The following is a 17,549-nucleotide window of genomic DNA, read 5'->3' as shown; positions in this document are numbered from 1 at the left end:
TCCAAGGCGGTTAGGTGGTGAATGTGGTCCCGCCGAAACGACTATCGGTAAGACCAGCGTATTACGTCTATATGTCTGAAGCGACTACGAACGAAGACGGCGGCGACGACATCGCCACGGTGAACTTCAAACTCACCGAGTCGTTCCTCGAACAGATAGACGATACGTGGCAGGGACGCGGGTTCAACAGTCGGAGCGAGTTCATTCGGTACACGCTTCGGGACGCCGTCGAGTTCCCGACGTTCGACCGCGACGAACTCGTCGCCCTGCTCGAAGCCGAGGAGGACATCCGTGAAGGCCGAACGACGAGTGCCGAGGAAGCCCGCGAGCGGTTCGGCACGAGCGATGAGTGACGACGAGTGGACGTGGGAACTCTCCTCGACCGCCGAGGACGACCTCGACTGGTAACGCTCAAACACAGAAACATCGATTGATGGAACGTTTACAGGGGCGTAGGAGAAAAGCTCTCTATGATTCGTCCGGACGAATTTGACCTAAGAAATCTTCTTCTCGGCAGCGTCTTTTTGTTAATCGTTGCTGGGCTTTCTACCCTCCTCTATTTGGGGAGAATTTCAGTCTCACTCATAGATATCATCGTAAGTACTGCGCTGACTGCGGCGCTGATTGTAATCTACTCTATTCAGACGAACCTACAATCTGACCAGTCTGAACTGGTGGAAGACCAGACGGAAATCATGCAGGAACAACATCAAGTTCAAAATAAGCAGGCAGAGGTTTTGGTAGGGCAGAAGAAGACACAGGATTCTCAAACGGAGATTATGTCTTCACAGGAGGGTATCCAAGAGCGCCAGACCGAGATATTGGATAATCAAACGGCACTAATGGAACTTGAATACGAGCCGGAGATTGTAATAGAGGATTGCTCGTTTACGAACTCACAGATACGTGTTGATATTTCGAATATTGGTCGAGGTATTGCTAAACACCTCTATGTTCACACGGATGTTCATATTGGCTCGCTTGCGCCCGAAAATCGGGGACACGACCCATCAACAATTCCTGAGAATGCGTGGCATCATTCAGAAGATGCTCTCTTTTACAGAGATGATGACGGTACAGAATACGTAAACGGGATTGGGTCACTTCAACGCCAGAACTCGATTGATACTCTTACAAACCGAGTTGCAGGTGGTTCAATAGGTTCAGAAGAGGTACAGGCCTTCATCGGGACGCCCAAGGTGTACCGATATCCTCCGGGAATGGGTGCAACGGGAATCCGAATCAACCAACTAATGGCTGATTTGCGAGAGGTAGGAATTGAATCAGTTCACATCACCTTTGACCTGATTTATTGTAATGAAAAGACTGATCCAACAACTGAAGATATCCGTGTGAAGCAAATTACGGGACGTGCTTTTGACTTAGTGGAGTATGATTCACTAAGCGAGTTCTTGGATATGTCCGGGCCGACCTCTGGAAGTCGTCAGGAGGTAATTGAGCAAATATCTGAATATCCAAAGTATCCGCCTACTAACCGCTAACCTTGTGACTCACGGAGTTTTCTCCCCCCGTTACGGACACACGACTGTGACTGGGGCGGTTCATTGTTTAGCCAACTCACGCGCAGCGAGGTCGTCGGTCGCGAGGGTCCCGCTGGCTCCGATCGTGGCGAGCAGCGATTCCGCTTCGCCCGGATCCAATCGATCCCGAACCTCGGCGGTATCTGTGTCGGACGAGGGAGATCGAACGGACAGATTGTCCCCGAGAGCGTCGACCGCGGTATCGAGGTACTCGTGGCCCTACTCCAGTCCGCGTTCCGGTTCATCCCGAACGGTAGGAACCACGAGCGGCGACGATAAAACGGCCGTCAACACCGAGACGCTATCCGTACTTGCGAAGGTACTCACGACGGTGGTGTCGAGAACGACCGGCCGCGGATACCCGGCCGACATTTACTCGTCGAGGTCGCGCGCAACCTCGATTTCCGACCGCAGATCGTCGTCCGTTCGAGGGCCGTAGAACGCGGTGAATCCCGTCTCTTCGAGGAGTTCTTCGAACACCCATCGAGACAGCCCGACCGATTCGGCCGCCTTCGCGAGCGACCGCTCGCCGAGGACGTACTGACCGACGGCGGTCGCTAACTCGTCGTTCCCTTCGGGGCTGGTGGACGACGCCATCGTACCTGGACATCGAGCCCGTACGCCTAAGAATGTATGCTCGACATCACTCCCGGCTCGCTTTCGAACCCGCCGCGGGTACACGTTTCTTTTATCATCACCTCTCGACCCACACGACACATGGGTAAACACGAGCGCGGCTGGGTCGAGGCCACGGAGAAGCTGACGGCGCGGCTCGCGAACGGAGCGGAGCCGGACCCCGACCTCGAAGAACAGGGCCGACCCGATCTCGCCGAGGCCCTCGCCGACCGGATCCGGGCCGACTTCCCGGACCGGACGGGTGTGCGTCACGCCGGCAACTCCTACGACTCGCTCGGCGACCTCATCGTCGAGGCCGCCGACGGGAGCGAGACGTTCCTCGAAGCGAAGTTCGTCGCCAGCGGCGGGACGCGGGCGAACCTCGGACAGGACACCCTGACGCAGTTCGAGCTCTTCGAGGACGCCACCGCGTGGAGCGACTTCCGCGAGGAGATCGGCTTTCCGGAGGACCGGGAGGCACTGCTCCGCCAGTTCGACGACTACCCCGATGACGTCCGCGACTGGTCGTACAAGTCGGCGGTGTACGACCGCGCGAAACACCTCAAGAACGTCCTCGACGTGTCGCGGGGCCAGAACACCGGCTCCCGGGCGGACGAGGTCCTCGCCGACCCGGACGCGACGGAGACGGAGCGGGAGGCGGCGCGGATCGTGAACGCGATCCTCGAACTCGACCGCGAGGAGAAGCTGGCGTACTTCGACCACCTGCGCGAGGCCGAGCAGAACCCGCGCAACGTCGAGACGTTCGCGCACCTGATCGTCTGCGGCTACCACACCGCCGACGCGCTGCGGGAGCACTTCGATACGGACCTCGACGAGATCAAGCGGCTGCTCGAAAACGACTCTTACCGGCTGTACGAGGTGGACAAGAACAGCGGGACGGTGTCGGTCGAGAACCCCTCGGAGCTGCTCGCGGGCTTCGAGTGGGCGGACACGCGCGTCGAGATCCCGGAGGACGGCACCTCCGTGAGCGTGGTGACGGGGCCGCCCGGGAACCGGCGCCGCGTGTTGAACATCGCGTACAACTGGAAGAACAAGTTCCAGGGGATCCAGACGCCGTCGATGAACGTGTTCGTCCCGGAGGCGTAGGATCGTCGGGACGGGTCGACCCCGCGGCGTCCGTCCACCCGACCCGCACGCTTTTGCGCTCGGGCGCCAAGGATCGATCATGCAACGCGGCCGCCGAAAGCCGGACTGGCTGAAGTCGCGCCCGCCGTCCGGGAGTCGGTTCACCGAGATCAAGTCCACCCTCCGCGACCGCGACCTCCACACGGTCTGCGAGGAGGCGAACTGCCCGAACATGGGCGAGTGTTGGTCGGGAGAGGACGGCCCCGGCACGGCGACGTTCATGCTGATGGGCGACCGCTGCTCGCGCGGCTGTAACTTCTGTGACGTCGAGACGGGCGGGATGGAGGCGCTCGACCCCGAGGAGCCGGCGAACGTCGCGGACGCGGTCGCGGAGATCGGACTCGACTACGTCGTCCTCACGTCCGTCGACCGCGACGACCTCGCGGACGGCGGGTCGGCGCACTTCGCGGAGACGATCCGTGCGATCAAGCGTCGGGACCCGGATATCCTCGTCGAGACGCTCATCCCCGACTTCCAGGGTGACCCCGAGGCGATCGACCGCATCGTCGACGCGGAGCCGGACGTGATCGCGCACAACGTCGAGACGGTCGAGCGGCTCCAGTGGCCGGTCCGCGACCGCCGCGCGAACTACGAGCAGTCGCTCGCGGTCCTCGACCGGGTCGACCGCGAGTCCGACATCCACACCAAGACGAGCCTCATGCTCGGCGTGGGCGAGTACGACCACGAGGTGTACCGGACGCTCGGCGACCTCCGCGAGGTCGGCGTCGACGTGGTCACATTCGGCCAGTACCTCCAGCCGTCGCGGTCGCACCTCGACGTGTTCGAGTACGTCCACCCGGACGTCTTCGAGACGTGGCGGCGAGTCGCCGAGGAGGAGTTCGACTTCCTCTACTGCGCGTCGGGCGCCATGGTCCGGTCGTCGTACAAAGCGGGAGAACTGTTCGTCGAGGCGCTGGTGCGCGAGGGCCGGTCGCCCGAGGACGCGCGGCGCCACGCGCGGGCCGCGGGCGGGGACTGACGCGAATTAGAAACCCCACCGAGTTCGACCGCGGACTCCGCCGGGACCGTCACAGCTGTCAGGGGGTTTCGAGGTCTCGACTTTTGTCCGAACAGCGAGTTATTTACCTCTCGGTGACTCACCCTGCGTCAGTGAGACGTACACATGGGAACAACTGACTCGTCGATCGTCGACTCGGCGCGGGCCCGGCCGGGGCTTCTCTTCGTCGCCCTCCTCGGCGGCCTGCTTCTCGTCGACCTCGCGGCGAAGCTCGCGGGGGTCGGCCTCGGCCCGATCGGCGGGTCGATCTCGGTCGACCGGCTCGGCTCGAACCTCTGGAACGGCGTCGTGATCGGGCTCGTGATCGGGCTCGCGGGCATCGGGCTCTCGATGACGTACAGCATCCTCTCGTTCGCGAACTTCGCGCACGGCGACCTCGTCAGCGTCGGCGCGTTCTCCGGCTGGGGCGTGGCGTTCCTGATCGCCGGCTTCGGCGACGTGTCGGTCCGGGCGCTCCTGACCGTCCGCGACGCCGGCAACGCCTCGCCGGGCGACATCGGCGCGCACATCCTCACGACGCCGGGCGCGATCCTCGTCGGACTGCTCGCGGCGTTCGTCGTCACCGCGCTGCTCGCGGTGGCGCTCGACCGCGCGTTCTACAAGCCGATGCGCGACCGTGACGGGATCTCGCTGCTCATCGCCTCCATCGGCGCGGCGCTCATCGTGCGCTACCTGCTCCAGTTCGTTTACGGCTCCGATCGCCGTGGGATCACCGCCAGCGTCGACGCGTCGAACCTCGCGTTCGACCCGCTCGGGCTCTCGGTGAACGCCCACGAGCTCACCATCCTCGTGGCGGCGGTCGGGCTGATGCTCGCGATGCACGGGATGCTCCAGCACACGAAGCTCGGCACCGCGATGCGGGCGATGGCCGACAACAAGGACCTCGCGCTCATCACGGGGATTCCGGCCGAGCGCGTCGTCACCGCGACGTGGATCATCGGCGGCGGGCTCGCGGGCGCGTCGGGCTACCTCTACGTCCTGCTCCGCGGGACGATACAGTTCGACTTCGGGTGGCTCCTCCTGCTGCTCATCTTCGCGGCCGTGATCTTGGGCGGGATCGGCTCCGTCTACGGCGCGATCGTCGGCGGCCTCGTCATCGGCGTCGTGTTCACCACCTCGACGATCTGGATCCCGTCCGACTTCAACCAGGCCGCGGCGTTCGGCGTGATGATCCTCATGCTGCTGTTGCGCCCCGAGGGGCTCTTCGGCGGGGTGACGACCACATGAGCGACGCGAACGCCCCCGACGGCTCCGCGTCCGGACCGTCCGACGGCACGTCCGACCCGCCCGAGAGCGCGACGGCGGCGGTGGTCGAGGCCGCCCGAGAGAGCGACCTCGGCCTCGTCGTCGGGACGCTGCTCGCCATCTACGCGGCCGCGACGCTGCTGACGTTCACCGACGGGCTCAACAGCGTCGTCGGGCTCATGGAGACGCTGACGTTCCTCGGGCTCGTCTACGCGCTCACCGCGCTCGCCCTCAACCTCCAGTGGGGGTACACCGGCCTCTTCAACATCGGCGTCGCCGGCTTCATGGCCGTCGGCGTGTACACGATGGGGATGGTCGTCCGGTCGCCCGACCCCGCGTTCGGCCCGCCCGGACTCGGGCTGCCGCTCCCCGTCGGGATCGTCGCCGGCATGGGGATGGCGGCGCTGCTCGGCGCGGTCGCCGCCCTTCCGGCGCTCCGGCTCAAGGCCGACTACCTCGCCATCGTGACGCTCGGGCTCTCCGAGATCGTCCGCCTGTCGCTCCAGTCGAGCGCCTTCGACAACTTCCTCCGCGACACGATCGGCGCCGGCACCGGCGGCGGCCGCGGGATGGGGATGCCGGACAACCCCGTCCGCGAACTGTTCCTCGTCGACGGACAGGCGGGGACGCCGACCGCGCTCGGCGACCTCGTCTTCGGCGTCTTCGGGAACGGCGGGCTCGGCATTTCGCACCCGATCCTCATCGGCTGGGGGTACATCGCCGTCCTCGCGGCGTTCCTGGTCGCGTTCTACCTCATACTCGAACGCCTCGGCCGCTCGCCGTTCGGCCGAACGATGAAGGCGATCCGCGAGGACGAGCTCGTCGCTAACTCGCTCGGCAAGGACGTGAACCTCGTGAAGATCAAGGTGTTCGTCATCGGCTGCGCGCTGATGGGACTCGCCGGCATCCTCTGGTTCGGCAGCCAGGGCAACGTCTCGCCGACCCCGCAGTTCCGGCCGCTGTTGACGTTCTACGTGTTCATCGCGGTGATCATCGGCGGGTCCGGGTCGAACACCGGCTCCGTCCTCGGCGGCATCGTCTTCGCCGCGGTCCTGTTCGAGGGCCCGCGGCGCGTCGGCGGGACGGTGCGGGGCCTCATCGGCGCGGAGACGCCGCCGTCGTTCGGCGACGCCCTCGTCTCGCTCGACCCGGTGACGTTCCTCGCGTACGCGACCGACAACATCGCGCCGCTCCAGTTCGTCTTCCTCGGCCTCGTCTTGGTGTTCATCATCCACCGTCGGCCCGAGGGGATCCTCGGCGACCGGATCGAGACGGCCGCGGCCGTCGACCTCTCGGAGCGGCCGACCGGAGGTGAGTCCGATGAGTGACGCGCCCGACCGGAGCGACAGCGGAGACGCGAACGACGCCACTGACGTAGACGACGCGTCGGAGGCGGTCGATGTCGCCGACGCGAACGACGCCGCCGGCCCGGGAGAGCTCGGCGCTGCCGAGACCGTCGCGGCGACGGACGGGCCCGGCGACGAACCGGAGTCGAACGACAGCGCGGTCGAAGAGGCGGCGAAGCACATTCCGTCGGGGCCCCCCTCGGGGACACCGCCGCTCCGCGTCGAGGGGCTCGTGAAGCGGTTCGGCGGCGTCACCGCCGTCGACGGGGCCTCCTTCGAGGTGGAGTCCGGGTCGCTGACCGGCCTGATCGGGCCGAACGGCGCCGGGAAGTCGACGACGTTCAACTGTATCACCGGCGTCCACGAGCCGACCGCCGGCAAGGTGTACTTCGAGGGCGAGGACATCACCGGGCTCAAGCCGTATCAGATCGCCCGGAAAGGGCTCGTCCGAACGTTCCAGATCGCCCGGGAGCTCTCCGAGATGACCGTGCTGGAGAACCTCATGCTCGCGCCGCAGGGCCAGCTCGGCGAGTCCGCGATCCGCGCGGTGACGCCCGGGCTTCGCGGCGGGGTGGTCGAGGAGGAGACCGCGCTCCGCGAGCGGGCGTGGGAGACGCTGGAGTTCTTCGAGATCGACCACCTCGCGCACGAGCACGCGGGGAACCTCTCCGGCGGCCAGCGGAAGCTGCTGGAGATGGCCCGCGCGCTGATGACCGACCCCGAGATGGTGCTGCTCGACGAGCCGCTCGCCGGGGTCAACCCGACCCTCGAGGAGAAGCTCTTGGATCGGATCCACGACCTGCGCGCTGACGGCTACACCTTCCTGCTCGTCGAACACGACATGGACGTCATCATGAACAACTGCGAACGCGTCATCGTCATGCATCAGGGCAGCGTGCTCGCCGAGGGGACCGGCGACGAGATACGGAACGACGAGCGGGTCATCGAGGCGTACCTGGGGGAGGACCTATGACCGCCGACGCCGGCACCGGACACGCGATCGACGGCGATGCGATCCTCAGAATTCGGGACCTCGACGCCGGCTACGGCGACCTCCAGATCCTCTCCGACGTGGTGCTGGACGTCGCCGACGAGGAGTACGTCACCATCGTCGGTCCCAACGGTGCCGGCAAGTCGACGGTGATGAAGACCGTCTTCGGGCTCACGACCCACATGGGCGGCACCGTCGAGTTCGAGGGGAAGTCGATCCAGGGGCTCGCGCCCGAGCGGATCATCCGCGAGGGGGTCGGGTTCGTCCCGCAGAACGACAACGTGTTCCCCGGGCTCAGCGTCCGCGAGAACCTCGAAATGGGCGCGTACATCCTCGACGAGGTGCCGGAAGACCAGATCGAGACGATCTACGACCGGTTCCCCATCCTCCGCGAGCGCAGCGACCAGAAGGCCGGGACGCTCTCGGGCGGCCAGCGGCAGATGGTCGCGATGGGGCGGGCGCTCATGCTCGACCCCGACCTCCTGCTGCTCGACGAGCCCTCGGCCGGGCTCGCCCCGGACCTCGTCTCCGACATGTTCGACCGGATCGACCGGATCAACGACTCGGGGACGGCGGTGCTGATGGTCGAGCAGAACGCGAAGGAGGCGCTCCGCCGATGCGACCGCGGCTACGTGCTGGTGAACGGCGAGAACCGCTACACCGACCGCGGCGACGTGCTGCTCGCCGACGAGGACGTGCGCCGCGACTTCCTCGGCGGATAGGCGGCGGCAGCGCCGGCGGCGACGGGGAGGCGCGACGCCTCTTACGGCCGGCGCGACGCGCCGGCGGCGCCACCGCGCCGTTCTATTATAAATTGCCGGCGTCCAGCGGGTCCTCCAGCTGTCCCATCACCGCCTCCATCGCGTCGGTGGCGGTGAGCAGCCCGACGACCTCGCCGTCCTCGGTCACCAAGGCGAGCTCCTGCGACTCCGCCTGATACCGGTCGTAAGCGTCGCTGACGCTCGCGTCCGCCGGCACCGTCATCGGCGGGGCCGCGACGTCAGCGAACGTCAGGTCGCCGTCCCGGAGCTCGTCGAAGCGGCTCACGATGGAGGGGGCGTACACGATTCCCTCGAACTCGGTCAGGTCGTCGCCGACGAGCGGGAAGCGGCTGTGCGGGGTGTCGCGGATCCGGTCGAGGTTCTCCGCGACGGAGACGGTCGTCGTCAGCGAGACGATCTCGTCGGGCGGGGTCATCACGTCCCCGACGGTGATCCGGTCTACGTCGAGCGCGCTGAGCACCTCGTCGCGGCGCTCCTCGGGAAGCTCGACCTCCTCCATCATCGAGCCGAGGCGGTTGCGGAGCTCCGCGCGCGTCTCCAACACCTCCTCTTCGGCCTCGGTCCACGACCCGGTCATCTCGACGCCGAACAGGCGGAGCGTCGCCTTCGCGACCCAGTCGCCGAACTTGATCAGCGGGGAGATGGCCCACGCGAACCAGTACAGCGGTCGGGCGCCGTAGTTGGCGACCTGCTTCGAGCGCTCGACGCCGAGGTACGTCGGCGTCTGCTCGCCGTGCGTCAGGTGGACCATGTTGATGAGGAAGAATCCCAGGAGCGAGCCCGCGCCGGCCGACGCGAGGGTCGTGTTCTCGAACAGCGGGGCGAAAAGCGCCGCGAGCCCCGGCTCAGCGACGATGCCGAGCGCGATGCTCGTGCCGGAGATCCACACCTGACAGGTGGTGAGGTAGAACTCCAGGTCGTCGGTCATCTCCCAGGCGCGCCGGAGTCCGGGGGTGTCCATCTCCGACTCGGGGTACTGCCGGAGGCGCGTCAGGCCGAACTCGACGGCCACGAAGTAGGCGTTGATCAGGATGAGGAGGACGCCCGCGGCCACGCGGAGGGCGACCTCGGTCGGGGGCATCGTCGTCGCGAGCGGGATCATCGTCTCACCGATCTCGGTTCGAACTTAAAAATGGTCGAGAACGGGAAACGATGCGAGAGCGGACGGGAACTCGGAGCCTACACGTAGTCCTCGTACGTCGAGCCTACGCGTAGTCCTCGTACGTCGGCAGCCCGTCCTCGGGCGGGAACTCCTCGACCGGGACGGTCGTCTCGTCGCCGCTTTCCATGTCCTTCACCGTGTACTCGCCGTTCTCCAGGTCGCGCTCGCCGACGACCACGACCGTCTCGGCGTTGATCGAGTCGGCGTACCCGAGCTGCGCGCCGAACGAGCGGCCGGAGACGTCCTGCTCGACGACCACGTCGTCGCCGAGCGCGCGGAGGTCGCTCGCGAGCGCGGCCGCCTCGCTCCGCGTGTCGCCCACCGAGAGGACGTAGTAGTCGGTCGAGAGTTCCTCGTCGGGCCAGACGCCGGCGCGCTGACAGAGGAGCTTGAGGGTGGCGTGGCCGGGCGCGACCCCGACCGCGGGGGTGGGCTGGCCGCCGAAGGACTCGATGAGGTCGTCGTAGCGCCCGCCGCCGAAGACGGAACGGGAGACCTCGCCGGTGGAGTCGAAGCACTCGAAGACGACGCCCGTGTAGTAGTCGAGCCCGCGGGCGGTGGTCAGCGACACCTCGCAGAACTCGCCCGCGCCGAAGTCGTCGGCGGCGGCGAGCACGTTCCGGAGGTTCTCGACGGCGGCCTCGACCGACTCGTCGCCGGCCTCGGCGACCGCGTCGAGGTCGGCGACGGTCTCGACGTCCGAGATGAGGTCGTCGAAGTCGCGCGCGGTGTCGCGGGCGAGCCCGGCGTCGGAGAGGAGGCCGACGTACTCGGCGTCGTCGACCTTCGCGCGCTTGTCGACCGCGCGGATGGCGGCCGCGGTGTCGACCGCGTCGGGATCGGCTGCGAGCGACCGGACGAGGCCCCCGAGGATGTCGCGGTGCGAGACGCGGAACTCGAAGTCGTCGCCGGTGAGCCCGAGGTCCGTGAGGGCGTCGGCGGCGACCGCCAGCACCTCGGCGTCGGCCTCGGGCGCCGAGGAGCCGAACACGTCGATGTTCGTCTGGTAGAACTCGCGGAAGCGGCCCTGCTGGACCTGCTCGTAGCGCCAGAACGGCCGGGTGGACATCCACTTGATCGGCTTCGACAGCTCCTGGCCCTTCGCGACGACCATCCGGGCGACGGTGGGCGTGAGCTCCGGCGTCATCGAGACCCCGCGGCCCCCCTTGTCGTCGAAGGCGTACAGCTCCTCGACGATCTCCTCGCCGGACTTGTCGACGTACATCTCCGTCCGCTCCAGGGCGGGGGTGGCGATCTCGCGGAAGCCGTGCCGGCTCGCCGCGCCCTCGATCGCGTCGGTCACCTCGCGGCGAGCGGACTGCTCGCCGGGGTAGAAATCTCGGAATCCCTTGAGGCCGTCGTACATGGGCGTCGCTTCGGCGAGCGCCCGCTTGAAAGCATCCTTTCGGGGGCGGGCTCGCCGGCGTCGGTGCGTGGGTCGCGCGACTCGCGGTCGGGGAGCGCGGCCCCGCGCCCGGTCTACTCGCGCTGGTACTCCTTCTGGAACCCCCGGAACTCGGTCCGGTGGGCCTCCTCGTCCGAGAGGAGCGTCACGGCGAGGTCCTCGGTGACCGGGTCGTCGGCTTCCTCGGCGGCGTCGATCAGGTCACGATACGTCGCGATCGCGTCCTCCTCGGCGTCGAGCACGCCGTTGATGACGGCCAACACGTCCGTCGAGTCCTCTGGCGGCTGGAGCGACTCCTGGCCGGCCGTGAACTCGGCGGACCCGGGCGGGCGCGCGTCGAGCTGTTTGAGCCGCTGTCCGAGCTGTTCGGCGTGGCCGAGCTCCTCTTGGACGTCCTGTTTGAGGCTCTCTTTGATCTCCTCGGCACGGACGCCGTCGAGGACGATCGCGTTCGTCTGGTAGTTCATCACGGTCTCGATCTCGTCGGCGTACGCCGTCCGGAGCAGGTCGACGACTCGTTCGGATGACATACCCGACGCTACGCCCGCGGGGTCGAAAGGAGTTCCGGCGGTTCCGGGTCGACGGGAGATCGCCGACCGGAGACGGAGCGACGCACCGGTCGAGCTGTCGTTCCGGCCGATCTGTCGTTCCGGCCGATCAGTCGTTCCGGCCGTGAACGTACGTCTGGTCGTGGTCGGGGAACACGTCGCCGACGGTCTCTTCGCCGTACTCGTCGGCGATGAGCGTCCGGAGCTCGTCCTCGTAGTCCGCCTTCGGGACCTCCTCGCTGGGGCCCTGCTGGACGTCGAAGGTGGCGTCGACGAGCTGGTCGACGGCGTGGCGGCCGAACCCGGAGAGCGGGGAGATGTAGTCGATCCCGTTGCGGTCTTCGAGGCTCTGCGCCTGCGCCCGCGACACCGTGGGGACGCGGTCGTCGCGACGGGTGCCGTCCGCGATGGCGTCGACGTCGAGGGCGGCGATGGTCTCCAAGGCGTGCTCGTGGACGCGCTGGATCCCGTTGCGGGGGTAGCCGTCCGCGACCATCGTCTCGGCGGCGCGCTCGGCCACGTCGCGGTCGAGGTCGACGCGCTCGAACGGAAACCCGAGCTCGGCGGCCGCCCGCTCGGCGTGCTCCCAGTCGTCGGTGAGCCCGAAGCTCCCGGTGACGCAGCGGACGTCGTAGAACCGGTCGAGCAGGTGCGCGGCGAGCGAGGAGTCTTTCCCCCCGCTGTACAGCAGCGCGAGCTCCATCTACCGGTGTCGGATGTCGAAGCTCTTCTGTTCGGGCTGGAGCTCTTTGAGCAGGTCTCGCATCTGGTCCTCGTCGATCTGTCCCTGGATCCGCCCGCTCTGCGCCAGCGCGGCGACCTGCTTTTTCACCTTCTCGCCGAACTGGGGCTTCGACATCTCGACCGCGTTGAGCCGCTGGCGCGCACCGTCGGTCAGGTGCTGTTTCAACACCGCCTCCTGCTGGGCCTCGGCGCGCTCCTGGGCCTCCTGCTGGGCCTCGGCGGCGTCGCCCTCGCCTCCCTGTCGCTCGCGGAGCTCCTCCATCTTCTGTTCGCGCAGTTCCTCGAGCCGTTCGTCGTCGGGGTTGCCGCTCATGGGCGTCTGTTCTCGGTCCGTGCGAAAAACCATTTCGGAGGTCGCGACACGCGGGGCCCGGCCGGAACCGCGGGCGAGCCCGTCGACGCCGACGGGTGCGGTCCGCGCGGTTTAAACGGATCCTCGGCGTAGCCGCGGGCAATGAGCGAGTCGCGGGAGTTCTGTCCGCGCTGCGGCGACCCGGTCCCCGAGCGGCGCGACCCCCTTCCGGGCGAGCCGCGCGGGCGAGACGCGCTGCTCTGCGACGACTGCTACTTCGAGGACTTCGACCTCGTCGACGCGCCCGACCGGATCGAGGTGCTGGTCTGTTCCGGCTGCGGCGCCGTCAGGCGCGGCGAGTCGTGGCGCGACGTGGGCGCGCGCGACTACACCGACGTCGCCGTCGACGAGGTCGCCGAGGCGCTCGGGGTCCACGTCGACGCCGCGGACGTCGAGTGGGGCGTCGAGCCAGAGCAGGTCGACGAGAACAACGTGCGGATGCACTGCCGCTTCTCGGGCGTGGTGCGCGGCACCCTCCGGTCCGCCGAGGTGACGGTCCCGGTCAAGATCTCGCGGGGGACCTGCGACCGCTGCGGGCGCATCGCCGGCGGCTACTACGCCGGGATCGTCCAGGTCCGCGCCGACGAGCGCGACCTCACGCCCGCGGAGCGTGCCGAAGCGCTCGACATCGCCGAGACGTACGTCGCCGACCAGGAGGCCGACGGCGACCGCGAGGCGTTCATCACGGAGGTGAAAGAGACCGACGACGGGCCGAACATCAAGCTCTCCTCGAACCGCCTCGCGCAGAACGTCGCGACGCGGATCACCGAGTCCCTCGGCGGGAGCTTCGAGTCGTACCCGACGCTCGTCACCGAGGACGGCGACGGCAACGAGGTGTACCGCGTCACCTTCGCGGTCCGGCTGCCGAAGTACGCGGAAGGCGAGATCGTCGACCCCGAGGACGGCGACGGCCCGGTCCTCGTCACCGGTGTCTCCGACCGCCTCCGGGGCGTGCGCCTCGCGAGCGGCGCGGCGTACGCCTCCGCGTTCGCGGACGGGGAGGCCCCGGAGGCGACCCGGCTCGGCACCCGCGACGACGCGGCGGAGACGACGGTCGTGACCGTCGAGGACGAGAACGCGATCCAGGTGCTCGACCCCGTCACCTACGAGGCGAAGACCGTGCCGAACCCGGCGTTCGTCGACGACGACGCCGACGCGGTCCTCGCGTTCGAACACGGCGGCGACGTTCACCTCGTGCCGGAGGAGGGGACCGAACCGGCCGCGGAGTCGGCTCCGAGTCGAGACTGACGCTCCTCGCGGGTCGTTTCGGCAGAAGAACTGATCGTTCGTGGGAGTGAGCCGAAGGTTCCGGTCGACGCGTCGACGTGGTCGGCGGGGACGGGGGACGCTCAGTCGGCGCGGGCGGGCTGTTCGTGGCCGAGCGCTGCGGCCCGCTCGGACTCGGTTACCTCGATGCCGCGGCGTTCGAGCTGCTCGATGAATTCGGCCTCGCTGAGCCCTGCCTGTGCGGCCGCCTGCGACAGCGTCAGGGTTCGCGCACCGTACAGCGTCAGCGCACTCGACAGCCCGTTCGTGGCCATACATCCAGTAGTCGCGTGAGGGATTATGAAGGTTACTACTTCATGGAGGGCCCTGATACACCTTATACGATATATATTGACGGATGATCGGCGCGGGAGTGATAATATGACTCGCGCGCCGCCACCCCTCGCCCGCAGGAGTTATACGGTTCTGCGGTCGACACGGCGACATGGACAGACAACAGGTCATGGCGCTGTTCTTCGCGTTTCTCATGGTGAGCTCCATGGTCGCGTACGGCGTCTCGCTGCTGTGACGGCCGCCTCGCGGTAACTCCGGTCAGCCGTCGCCCCACACGTCCGACAGCGGGTGGTCCCGCCGGCGCTCCGCGTCCCGCTCGGAGCGGGTCCGGACCGACGCGTCGTCCGTCGTTCCGCTGTCGCCGGTCGCGTCGCCGTCGCCAGCTTTCGAGCCGCCCGCGCCGCGAGACGAGTGACCCGCGTTCCCGCTCTCCGACCCGCCCGAGCGGCGACCCCGTCGCCGTCCCGCCCCCGCACCGCCGGACGGCGACGCGTCGATGCCGGCCAGCGCCGCCTCCGGGTCGAACGCCGGCAGCGACGGGGTCGTCATCGCGTCGACCTGATCGCGGAACCAGTCGGGCGTGTCGGCCTCGGCGCGCTCGAAGAGGTCGAGCAGTGAGTCGTCGGCGAGGTACGTCGCGCCGTGGTCGTCGGGCGCCCGGACGACCCGGCCGCACGCCTGGATGACGGTACGCAGCGCCGTGCGGTGGTACCACGCCCACTGGCCGTCCTCCAGCCGGCGAGCGACCCGCGAGTCGTTCGTGTTCCGGTACGGCGCCTTACACACGACCTGCCAGCGACAGCGGTCGCCCTTCAGGTCAAGCGCCTCCTCCATCTTCACGGAGACGAACACCTCCGGGTCGGCGCTCGCCTTCCACGCCTCCAGCTCGGCGTCGCGGTTCTGTCGGTCGTGCCGCCTGACGCGCGCGGCGACGCCGAACTCGCCGAGGCGTTCGGTGAGCCGCTCCGCGATGTCGTACGAGTGCGCGTGGATCAGTCCCTTCTCGTCGGGGTGTTCCGCCATCAGCCGGACGATCAGGCGGGCGATCTTCGGCACCGTCTCGTCGCGGTGCTCGTACGTCATCGACCCCTGCGTCACGTCGTACAGCGGTCGGTTCGCGAGCGGGAACGTGTGCTCGACGTCGACGAGGGCGACGTCGGCCGGGTCGAGGCCGACGCCGCGGCAGAACGCCTCCTTCGAGAGGATGGTCGCGGACAGCAGCGCGAACCGGTTCCCGCGGTCCCACACCGTGTGTCTGAGGTAGCGCGCGGGGTCGAGCGGCTTGATGTCGATGGGGGACCCCTCGCCCCCCGACTGGTCGACGACCCACGTGGTCGGGGACTCCGGCTCGCGGTAGTCCTCGAGGAACCAGCCGAGCTCGCTTATCAGCTCCTGAAGCCTGTCGCGCCGGGCGACCTCCTCGCGGTCGAGCTCCGGGCGGCCGACCAGCTCGTCTTTCGCCCGGATCGCCACGTCGCGGAGCGCCTCGACGAACCGCGCGGTCCGGTCGAGGGCGTCCTCCTCGGGGCCGGCGTCGGCCGCGACGTCGGGGACGCCGACGTCGTCCCACACCGGGACGCGATCGGGCGATATCTCGATGGTGGCGTACATCTCGGCCCACTCCGCGAGCCCGTGCGCCTCGTCGATCACGACGGCGTCGCGCTTGCGGAACACCTCGGAGCCCGCGGTTCGCATGAAGTACGCCAGCGTCATGGCCGCGAAGCGGTTGCCGGACGCGATGGCGCGGTCGGAGAAGTACGGGCAGCGGTGCCGGATCGAGCAGTCGAACCCCTGCTGGCGCGCGCAGGGCGCGCGGTTCACGGGCGTGTCGTGCTCGCCCGGGAGCACGCAGTCGTAGTTCGACTTCCCGCGGATCACCGCGAGGTCGTCGAGGAGGTCGTCGGCCTCGACGTCGTCGATCTGCGACACCTGCGGTGTCGTGTAGTAGGCCCCGGTCGCCTCGCTGGGGGCCGCCTCGCCGGCGGTCGCGGCCGCGCCCATGATCGCGCGGGCGAGCAGCGACTTGCCGCTGCCCGTCGGCGCGCGCACCAGCACGACCCGGTTGCCGGCCGCGAAGGCGTCGCGGATGTCGGCGAGGGCCTGCTCCTGTGCCCCGCGGAAGCTCGGCGCGGGGAACTCGGCGGGGATCCGGCTCGGGTCCACACGACGCCCTCGCGGGCTGGCCGAATTAAACCCTCGCTTGGGCCGCGGGGGCGACACCTATTGGTAGTCCGGGGCGAAAGGGCGAAGCGACGATGAGCGACGACGGCATCCTCGGGTCGCTGTCCGCCGTGGGCCTGCTGAGCCTCTGCTGTATCGGGTTCGGCGGGCTGGCCGGCGGGGCGGCGGCGGTCGGCGGCGCCGCCTCCGCGAGCGCGTTCGCGACCGGCGCGACGAGCGTCCGCGGCGCGCTGATCTCCGGCGCCGTCACGTTCGGGACGGTCCTCGTCGCCGCCGCGGCGATCCGCTGGCGGTTGAACGGGTGACGACGGCCACCGCATCGACACCTCGCCGCCGCTCCGACTCAACGTCGCTCCGCCTCGCGACCTTCGGCGGCGCGCCGACCCCCGGTCGAGACGGACTTATCCGGCGCCCCTCCGTTGTCCGCGTATGATCGAGTTCGCTCGGGAGGCCTACGACGACGTGGTCCGGCACGCCGACGCGGGCGGCGCCGAGGAGGTCTGTGGCGTGCTAGCCGGGACGCGCGGCGACGGCGACGAGCCGAGCGTCGTCGCGCGCGCCCACGAGGCGGAGAACGTCGCCGACGCGCCCGCGGTCCGGTACCGGATCGACCCCGAGGAGCAGCTCGAACTGTTCGAGGCGATCGAGGCCGACGGCCGCGAGGTGGTCGGCTTCTACCACTCGCACCCGGCGGGACCGGCGCGCCCGAGCGAGACGGACGCCTCGCGGGCGACGTGGCCCGGCTACTCGTACGTGATCTGTGCGCTCGACGGCTCCCCGTTCGTCGGCTCGTGGCGCTGGCGCGGCGACGAGGCGGGGTTCGAACGGGAGACGGTGTCGGTCAGCGGCGAGCGGTAGGACCTCCGAACGACGCCGCGCCGGCCCGTCCTACTCCTGTCTCTTATACACATCT

The 17,549-nt window shown here is 68.0% G+C and carries 19 protein-coding genes; 11 read left to right on the top strand and 8 right to left on the bottom strand.

Features of this window, described 5'->3' with window-relative positions:
• Positions 1-71 precede the first annotated feature (71 nt).
• Positions 72-353 (top strand): ribbon-helix-helix domain-containing protein, encoded by a 282-nt coding sequence (locus C470_RS11535; protein ID WP_008367399.1) that lies wholly within the window; start codon positions 72-74, stop codon positions 351-353.
• Between the two features lie 117 nt (positions 354-470).
• Positions 471-1,502: a hypothetical protein gene (locus tag C470_RS15765; RefSeq protein ID WP_152418669.1), complete on the top strand. Its 1,032-nt coding sequence runs from the start codon at positions 471-473 to the stop codon at positions 1,500-1,502.
• Positions 1,503-1,913: 411 nt separating this feature from the next.
• Here the strand turns inward: C470_RS15765 and C470_RS11530 are convergent, their stop codons facing one another.
• Positions 1,914-2,138, bottom strand: a complete 225-nt coding sequence (locus C470_RS11530; protein ID WP_007345285.1) for a UPF0175 family protein — start codon at positions 2,136-2,138, stop codon at positions 1,914-1,916.
• A gap of 120 nt (positions 2,139-2,258) precedes the next feature.
• Here C470_RS11530 and C470_RS11525 point away from each other — a divergent pair, with 120 nt between their 5' ends.
• From C470_RS11525 to C470_RS11500, 6 genes are all read left to right on the top strand, one after another.
• On the top strand, positions 2,259-3,263 hold the full coding sequence (locus tag C470_RS11525; protein ID WP_007345286.1) for a hypothetical protein: 1,005 nt from the start codon (positions 2,259-2,261) through the stop codon (positions 3,261-3,263).
• A 79-nt stretch (positions 3,264-3,342) separates the two neighbouring features.
• A complete protein-coding gene (gene lipA / locus C470_RS11520) occupies positions 3,343-4,281 on the top strand; it encodes a lipoyl synthase (protein WP_008367396.1) in 939 nt (312 codons plus the stop codon).
• 144 nt (positions 4,282-4,425) lie between these two features.
• Positions 4,426-5,547 (top strand): branched-chain amino acid ABC transporter permease, encoded by a 1,122-nt coding sequence (locus C470_RS11515; protein WP_008367394.1) that lies wholly within the window; start codon positions 4,426-4,428, stop codon positions 5,545-5,547.
• Positions 5,544-6,893: a branched-chain amino acid ABC transporter permease gene (locus C470_RS11510; RefSeq protein WP_008367392.1), complete on the top strand. Its 1,350-nt coding sequence runs from the start codon at positions 5,544-5,546 to the stop codon at positions 6,891-6,893. Before C470_RS11515 ends, C470_RS11510 begins: the two co-directional genes overlap by 4 nt.
• Positions 6,886-7,884 carry an ABC transporter ATP-binding protein gene (locus C470_RS11505; protein WP_008367388.1) on the top strand — a complete coding sequence of 333 codons (999 nt, stop codon included), beginning with the start codon at positions 6,886-6,888 and terminating at the stop codon, positions 7,882-7,884. Before C470_RS11510 ends, C470_RS11505 begins: the two co-directional genes overlap by 8 nt.
• Entirely contained in the window at positions 7,881-8,624 is a 744-nt protein-coding gene (locus C470_RS11500) for an ABC transporter ATP-binding protein (RefSeq protein WP_008367386.1), read from the top strand. Before C470_RS11505 ends, C470_RS11500 begins: the two co-directional genes overlap by 4 nt.
• 85 nt (positions 8,625-8,709) lie before the next feature.
• Here C470_RS11500 and C470_RS11495 read toward each other — a convergent pair whose 3' ends face one another.
• The 5 genes from C470_RS11495 to C470_RS11475 form a co-directional block, all read right to left on the bottom strand.
• Positions 8,710-9,786, bottom strand: a complete 1,077-nt coding sequence (locus C470_RS11495; protein WP_008367385.1) for a CNNM domain-containing protein — start codon at positions 9,784-9,786, stop codon at positions 8,710-8,712.
• 103 nt (positions 9,787-9,889) lie between these two features.
• A complete protein-coding gene (hisS, locus tag C470_RS11490) occupies positions 9,890-11,212 on the bottom strand; it encodes a histidine--tRNA ligase (RefSeq protein WP_007345290.1) in 1,323 nt (440 codons plus the stop codon).
• A 113-nt stretch (positions 11,213-11,325) separates the two neighbouring features.
• Positions 11,326-11,781: a DUF892 family protein gene (locus tag C470_RS11485; RefSeq protein ID WP_004597077.1), complete on the bottom strand. Its 456-nt coding sequence runs from the start codon at positions 11,779-11,781 to the stop codon at positions 11,326-11,328.
• 127 nt (positions 11,782-11,908) lie between these two features.
• Positions 11,909-12,502: a DUF7411 family protein gene (locus C470_RS11480; RefSeq protein ID WP_004597078.1), complete on the bottom strand. Its 594-nt coding sequence runs from the start codon at positions 12,500-12,502 to the stop codon at positions 11,909-11,911.
• Positions 12,503-12,856 (bottom strand): DNA-binding protein, encoded by a 354-nt coding sequence (locus C470_RS11475; RefSeq protein ID WP_007345291.1) that lies wholly within the window; start codon positions 12,854-12,856, stop codon positions 12,503-12,505. It abuts the gene before it with no gap.
• Between the two features lie 141 nt (positions 12,857-12,997).
• Here C470_RS11475 and C470_RS11470 point away from each other — a divergent pair, with 141 nt between their 5' ends.
• On the top strand, positions 12,998-14,143 hold the full coding sequence (locus C470_RS11470; RefSeq protein ID WP_004597080.1) for a 60S ribosomal export protein NMD3: 1,146 nt from the start codon (positions 12,998-13,000) through the stop codon (positions 14,141-14,143).
• A gap of 101 nt (positions 14,144-14,244) precedes the next feature.
• Here the strand turns inward: C470_RS11470 and C470_RS11465 are convergent, their stop codons facing one another.
• Positions 14,245-14,436, bottom strand: coding sequence for a UPF0175 family protein (locus C470_RS11465; protein ID WP_004597081.1), 192 nt, complete (start codon positions 14,434-14,436; stop codon positions 14,245-14,247).
• Positions 14,437-14,713: 277 nt separating this feature from the next.
• On the bottom strand, positions 14,714-16,618 hold the full coding sequence (locus C470_RS11460) for a helicase C-terminal domain-containing protein (protein ID WP_007345293.1): 1,905 nt from the start codon (positions 16,616-16,618) through the stop codon (positions 14,714-14,716).
• Between the two features lie 92 nt (positions 16,619-16,710).
• Between C470_RS11460 and C470_RS11455 the strand changes: the two genes are divergently transcribed.
• Positions 16,711-16,941: a hypothetical protein gene (locus C470_RS11455; protein WP_008367381.1), complete on the top strand. Its 231-nt coding sequence runs from the start codon at positions 16,711-16,713 to the stop codon at positions 16,939-16,941.
• Positions 16,942-17,065: 124 nt separating this feature from the next.
• Positions 17,066-17,494, top strand: coding sequence for a desampylase (locus C470_RS11450; RefSeq protein ID WP_008367379.1), 429 nt, complete (start codon positions 17,066-17,068; stop codon positions 17,492-17,494).
• The last annotated feature ends 55 nt before the right edge of the window (positions 17,495-17,549 follow it).

Source organism: Halorubrum distributum JCM 13561 (assembly GCF_000337395.1).
GTDB lineage: Archaea > Halobacteriota > Halobacteria > Halobacteriales > Haloferacaceae > Halorubrum > Halorubrum distributum.
The sequence above is the reverse complement of the archived record's forward strand: the minus strand, read 5'-3'. Positions and strand labels throughout refer to the sequence as shown.